Source organism: Roseicyclus sp. (assembly GCF_052168335.1).
GTDB lineage: Bacteria > Pseudomonadota > Alphaproteobacteria > Rhodobacterales > Rhodobacteraceae > Roseibacterium.
In genome coordinates this window covers 1-6,053 of record NZ_JBQLZP010000044.1, presented here as the reverse complement: position 1 = coordinate 6,053, position 6,053 = coordinate 1, and the positions used below count along the sequence as shown (strand labels likewise).

Genomic DNA, 6,053 nt, shown 5'->3' with positions numbered 1-6,053 from the left:
AGACCGCCCCGGCCGAGGCCGCGAGCGGGGCAGCCCCGGAGGCCTCCGCCGGGGCCGCGGCCCCGGCGGCCGAGGCGGCATCTGCCGTACCTGTCGCCGCCGACCCGGCGGCGCCCGCGCCTGAGATCGACCTCGCCGCGATCCTCTCGCCCGAGGGTTTCGACTTCGAGACCGCCATCGCCGCCCTCGAGGCCTCCGAGCTCTCCGCGCTCGGCCGGCGGACGGCGCGCGCCGCGCTCGAACAGGCGCGCGACATGCCGGCGGTCCGGGACGAGGCGCTCGCCCGCGTCCGGCGCCTCCTCGGCGTGGAGTGAACCGAAAACGGCCCCGGACCGGCATCCGGGGCCTGTCGCGCGGTCATGGCCGCGTCAGTCGAGGAAGGCCTTCTCCACCACGTATTCCGCGGGCTGCGAGTTCGCCCCCTCGCGGAGGCCGTATTCCTCAAGCATCGCCTTCAGTTCCAGGTTGAAGGCGAGGTTGCCGCAGATCATCGCGCGGTCGTTCTCGGGGCAGAGGGGCGCGACGCCCAGATCGTCATAGACCTCGCCCGAGCGCATGAGGTCGGTGATCCGCCCCATCTTCGCCGTCTCTTCCCGAGTCGTGGTGGGATAGTAGCGCAGCTTGTCGGCGAAACCCTCCCCGATCAGCTCGGCCAGGAGCGCGTCGTTGCGGATGCTCTCGATCAGCTCGCGTCCATAGGTCAGTTCCCCCGCCTCGCGGCAGGTATGCGTCAGGATGACCTCGTCGTAATCCGTGTAGGTCTGCGGATCGCGCAGGAGCGAGGCGAAGGGCGCGATGCCGGTCCCCGTGGCGAAGAACCAGATCCGCTTGCCCGGCAACAGCGCGTCGTGCACCAGCGTGCCCACGGGCTTGGGGCGCAGGATGATCTCGTCGCCCGGCCTGATGTGCTGGAGCCGTGAGGTGAGCGGCCCGTTCGGCACCTTGATCGAGTAGAACTCGAGTTCGTCGTCCCAGGCCGGCGAGGCGATGGAGTAGGCGCGCAGGAGCGGCTTGACCTTGCCGGTCTCCGGGTCGGGGTCGCCCATGAGGCCGATCATCACGAACTCGCCCGAGCGGAAGCGCAGCGATGGCGGCCGGGTGCAGCGGAACCGGAACAGCCGGTCGGTGTAATGCTGCACATCCGTCACCGTCTGCGCGTCGGGGAGGGTGGGGGTCGCCTTCACGGGGCTCGCGTCTGCGTCTTTCACGGGTCTCTGCTCGGTCATCTGCATCCGGCGCGGAGCTTGCCCGCGCCCTCCTGTCTAGGCCTTGATCTGGATCAGGGGAACCCCCGGTTCAACCGCCGCGTGTCAACCTGCCGCTCCGGGACGTGACGGGGGACGTGACGGGGGGTGTGACTTGGGGCGCCCCGGAGGCCGCCCCGGGGCTCCGGGGTCCGAGCCGCGCGCGGTGGTCGCCCGCCCGCCAGTCGGCCCGCGCGCGCCATTGCGCCTCGTCCTGCCGCGCGGCGAGCGACGCCGGGATCTCCACCTCGTCGAACCCCGAGCGCCGCGCCATCGCGTACTGGTCGGCCAGCACGTGCCCGCTCGCCCGGAGCCGCCCGGCATAGCCCATCGCCCTGAGCCTGCGGGCGAGCGTGAAGCCGCGCCCGTCGGCGAATTTCGGGAAGGCGATGCGCACGAGTTCCACGCCGCCGAGGTCGAGCCCCGCCACATCGTCCCCCGGCCCGAGCTCGAGCGCGCGCGCCCCGCCCATGTCCTCGGCCGCGAAACCCGTGTCCCGCACGATCACGCGATCCTCCGTCACCGCACCCCTCCTTCATCTTTCCCGAAAATACGCATCGCTCCGCCCTCCGCCCTCACGACGCCCGCCGGATCGCGCGGCCGTCCACGAAATGGATGCCGCACTCGTCCTTCGCCAGGCCCTTCCAGCGCCCGGCGCGGGGGTCGCCTGCGTCCGCGGGCGCGGTGCAGGGGGCGCAGCCGATCGAGGGATAGCCGCGCGCCACCAGCGGATGGCGGGGCAGGGCGTGCGCCTCCATGTAGGCCCGCAGCTCCTCCGCACCCCAGCGCGCGAGCGGGTTCACCTTGATCCGTCCCGTCGCCTCCGCCTCGAAGAGTGGCAGGCGCGCACGCCCCGTCGACTGGAAGCGCTTGCGCCCGGTGATCCAGCCGTCGAAGCCCGCCAGCGCGCGCTCCAGCGGCGCGGTCTTGCGCAGGCCGCAGCAGGCGTCGGGGTCGGAGCGGTGGAGCGTGCCGTCGGGGTCCGCCGCCGCGACGTCCTCGGGCGTGATGCGCCGCACGTCGCGGAGGCCGAGTGCGTCCGCCACCCGCCGCTGGTAGTCCAGCGTCTCGGGGAAGAGCATCTCGGTGTCGAGGAAGAGGACCGGCACGTTCCGGTCGATCGCCGCCGCCATGTGCAGGAGCACGACCGATTCCGCCCCGAAGGAGGAGACGAGCGCCACGCGCCCGAGCGCGCCGCCGAGCGCATGAGCCAGCACCGCCTCGGCCCGTGCATCCTCGAGGCGCGCGGCGAGCGCCGCCGCGATTCCGGTTGCGTCGGGCGCGCGCAGGGTCTCATGCTGCATCGGCCTGCCCCCCTTCGGCCCCGTAGAGCGCCGCGCGGAACGGCTCGATCCCGACGCGGCGATAGGCGTCGAGGAAGGTCTCCGAGCGGTCCTGCCGGAGCGCGAGGTAGGTCCGCAGGATGCGCTCCACCGCCGGCACGATCTCGTCATAGGCGAAGCCCGGCCCCGTCCGCTCGCCGAGCGTCGCGTCGGGCCCCCCGTCGCCGCCGAGGGTGAGCTGGTAGGTCTCCACGCCTGCGCGGTCGAGGCCGAGGATGCCGATATGGCCCACGTGGTGATGGCCGCAGGCATTGATGCAGCCCGAGATCTTGATCTTGAGCGGCCCGATGTCGTGCTCGAGCTTCAGCGCCTCGAAATGCGTCGCGATGCCCTGCGCGACGGGGATCGAGCGCGCGGTCGCCAGCGCGCAGTAATCCATCCCCGGGCAGGCGATGATGTCCGAGACGAGGCCGACATTGGCGGTGGCGAGCCCGGCCTCCCTCAGCCGCGCATGGACCTCGGCGAGGTGGCGGCGCGGGACATGCGGCAGGACGACGTTCTGATCGTGGCTGATGCGCAGCTCGTCATGGGCGAAGGTCTCCGCGATGTCGGCCAGCGCCCGCATCTGGGCGCTCGTGGCGTCGCCCGGCGTCGCGCCATGGGCCTTCAGCGAGACGGTGACGATGGCGTAATGCGGCACGCGGTGCGCGTGGACGTTGGTATCGAGGAAGGACCGGAGGCCCGCGTCCTTCGGCAGGGGCGCGGGGGCCTCCGCCTCGAATTCCGGCGGCGCGAAGTCCGCCGCGATCCGGTCGAGGAGCGCCATCGCGCGCGCATCGAAGAGCGGGCGGCGCAGTGCCAGCTCCGCCTCCACCTGGCGCCGGATCTCCTCGATCCCGGTCTCGTGGACGGTGATCTTGATGCGCGCCTTGTACTTGTTGTCCCGCCGCCCGAGCAGGTTGTAGACGGCGACGATGGCCTCGAGCCAGGGCAGGAGGTCGTCGAGGGGCACGAACTCCGCCAGAACCTGCCCGATCATCGGCGTCCGGCCGAGCCCGCCGCCGACCAGGATCGTCGCGCCGAGAGCGCCCTCGCGCCGGACGAGCCTGAGCCCGATGTCATGGGCCGCCGTCACCGCGCGGTCGAGCGGGCTGCCCGTCACGGCGATCTTGAACTTGCGCGGCAGGAACTGGAATTCCGGGTGGTCGGTCGACCATTGCCGGATGAGTTCCGCCACAGGCCTCGGGTCCGCGACCTCGTCCGCCGCCGCGCCCGCGAAATGGTCGGCGGTCACGTTGCGGATGGTGTTCCCGCTCGTCTGGATCGCGTGCATGCCCACGTCGGCCAGCGCGTCGAGCATGTCGGGCACGTCGCGCAGGCGCGGCCAGTTGAACTGCACGTTCTGCCGCGTGGTGAAGTGGCCATAGCCGCGGTCCCAGCGGTCGGCGATATGGGCGAGCTGCCGCATCTGCCGGCTGTCGAGCGTGCCGTAGGGGATCGCCACCCGCAGCATGTAGGCGTGGAGCTGGAGGTAGAGGCCGTTCATCAGCCGCAGCGGCTTGAACTCCTCCTCCGTCAGCGACCCGTCGATCCGCCGCTCCACCTGCGCGCGGAACTGCGCGGTGCGCGCGCGCACGAAGGCCTCGTCGAACTCGGTATAGCGGTACATGCTCTGCCTCCTCGGCCCCGTTTCAGGCCGTTTCCTGCTTGCCGTGGGGGTAGTTCGAGGGTCCCGCGGTGCGGAACGCCTCGCGCCGGATCGCGGGCTCGGGGCCCTTCCGCCCCGGCTTCGCGTCGGCGAGATAGGGCCCGACGACCTCGTGGCCGCGCGCCTCCGCGTCGAGGAGATGGAGCTGCGCGCTCCCCTCGTCCTCGATCAGGAGCGCCTCGGAATGGTGGCGCGTCCACTGGCCGTTGCGGTCGAGCCAGACCGCGTCGCCCTGAAGAAGATCGTTTGCGGTCAGAACCTTGGGCGTGAAGGGGCGGGGGGGCATGTCAGGCGAGCTCCTGTGCGAGGGTCTGTGCGGCGGCCTCCGCCGCGCGGGGCGCGAGGCCGAGGAGGAGGATCACGGGCCCCTCGGGCGCCGCGGCCTCGAGCGCGCCGGGCAGGTGGCCGAGGCTCGTGGCGATCACGCGCGCCTCGGGGCGGCCCGCGTTCTCCACGGCGGTCACGGGCGTCTCGGGCGCGGCGCCGTGCATCATCAGCCGCCCCTGCAGGAAGCGCGCGCCGCGCACCCCCATGTAGACGGCGGCGACCGCACCGGGCCGGGCGAGCCCGCGCCAGTCGTGCTCGGCGAAACCCTTGACGTCGTGCCCGGTCAGAAGCCGCAGCGCCGAGTTCCGGTCGCGCTTCGTCAGGCTCTGCCCGATCTGCGCGGCCGCGGCCGAGGCGGCGGTGATCCCGGGGCAGATCGCCCAGGCGATGCCCGCGGCGTCCAGCGCCCCGATCTCCTCGTCGAGGCGGCCGTAGACGCCCGGATCGCCGGATTTCAGGCGGACCACGTGCGCGCCGCTGGCGGCGTGCTCCACCATCAGGCGGTTGATCTCGTCTTGCGCCATGGCGCGGCCGAAGCCCTTCTTTCCGGCGTCGATCAGGAGCGCCTCGCGCCGCGCGAGCTCGAGGATCGCGGGCGCGACGAGCCGGTCGTGGATCACCACGTCGGCCGCGTCGATCAGCTTGCGCGCCCGCAGCGTCAGGAGGTCCGGGTCGCCCGGTCCCGCGCCCACGAGGTCCACGCGGCCTTCGCGCGGCGCCTCCGAGAGATGCCGGTCGAGCAGCGCGACGAGCGCCCCCGGCAGCGCCTCCGCCCCGCGCTCGGCCAGCGTGCGGGGGCCGTCCGCGAAGTAGTAGTCCGCCCAGAACTCCCGCCGCTTGCGGCCCATGGGCAGCGCCTCGGCCGCCGCGCGGAAGCCCTTGCCGATCCGCGCGAGCAGGCCGAGCGCCGCCGGCAGCCGCGCCTCGAGGTCGGCCTTGATCGCGCGGGCGAGGACCGGGGCCGCGCCCTCGGTGCCGATGGCGACCGTCACCGGATCGCGGTCGACGATCGCGGGGGTGATGAACTGGCTGGCCCCGAGGTTGTCGACCCAGTTGACCAGCGCCCCGTCCGCGCGGGCCAGCGCCGCCACGCGCGCATCCTCCGCCGCGTCATCGTTCGCCGCGTAGAACAGCGCGGCGCAGAGCGCGTCGCCGGGCCCGAGCGCCCGTTCCACGAGGCGGAGGCGTCCCTCTTCGGCGAGCACCCGGAGCTCCGCTTCGGCCTCGGCCGCGAAGACCGTCACGCGCGCCTCCGTCTTGAGGAGCAGCCGCAGCTTCGCCAGCGCCGTCTCGCCCCCGCCCGAGACGACGACGCGGCGGCCCGCGAGGTCGAGGAAGATCGGGAAGTGGCGCATGGGACGGAACTCCAACGGGCTGATCTGGCCCAAACGTAGGACATTTTCCCGGTTTCCGGCAGATACGGCTTGCGGAAAGGGACGTTTGTCCTCTACTTCACGCGCTCAAGGAACCCCGTCCCGCGAACCGGAGACC

The 6,053-nt window shown here is 72.5% G+C and carries 5 protein-coding genes and 2 pseudogenes; 1 reads left to right on the top strand and 6 read right to left on the bottom strand.

The window, feature by feature from the left end:
• A pseudogene (locus ACTS11_RS01600) lies at positions 1-314 on the top strand (hypothetical protein); the annotation flags it as partial.
• 54 nt (positions 315-368) lie between these two features.
• On the opposite strand, the gene ACTS11_RS01595 reads toward ACTS11_RS01600, so the two are convergent.
• The 6 genes and pseudogenes from ACTS11_RS01595 to cysG all read right to left on the bottom strand — a co-directional run bounded on the left by ACTS11_RS01595 (position 369) and on the right by cysG (position 5,917).
• A complete protein-coding gene (locus tag ACTS11_RS01595; RefSeq protein ID WP_442638604.1) occupies positions 369-1,226 on the bottom strand; it encodes a ferredoxin--NADP reductase in 858 nt (285 codons plus the stop codon).
• A gap of 172 nt (positions 1,227-1,398) precedes the next feature.
• A pseudogene (locus tag ACTS11_RS01590) lies at positions 1,399-1,716 on the bottom strand (DUF934 domain-containing protein); the annotation flags it as partial.
• 103 nt (positions 1,717-1,819) lie between these two features.
• A complete protein-coding gene (locus tag ACTS11_RS01585; protein WP_442638603.1) occupies positions 1,820-2,548 on the bottom strand; it encodes a phosphoadenylyl-sulfate reductase in 729 nt (242 codons plus the stop codon).
• Positions 2,538-4,196, bottom strand: coding sequence for a nitrite/sulfite reductase (locus ACTS11_RS01580; RefSeq protein ID WP_442638602.1), 1,659 nt, complete (start codon positions 4,194-4,196; stop codon positions 2,538-2,540). The genes ACTS11_RS01585 and ACTS11_RS01580 overlap by 11 nt, the downstream gene beginning before the upstream one ends.
• Positions 4,197-4,218: 22 nt before the next feature.
• On the bottom strand, positions 4,219-4,521 hold the full coding sequence (locus ACTS11_RS01575; protein ID WP_442638601.1) for a DUF2849 domain-containing protein: 303 nt from the start codon (positions 4,519-4,521) through the stop codon (positions 4,219-4,221).
• Position 4,522: 1 nt separating this feature from the next.
• Positions 4,523-5,917, bottom strand: a complete 1,395-nt coding sequence (gene cysG, locus ACTS11_RS01570) for a siroheme synthase CysG (RefSeq protein WP_442638600.1) — start codon at positions 5,915-5,917, stop codon at positions 4,523-4,525.
• Between the last annotated feature and the right edge of the window lie 136 nt (positions 5,918-6,053).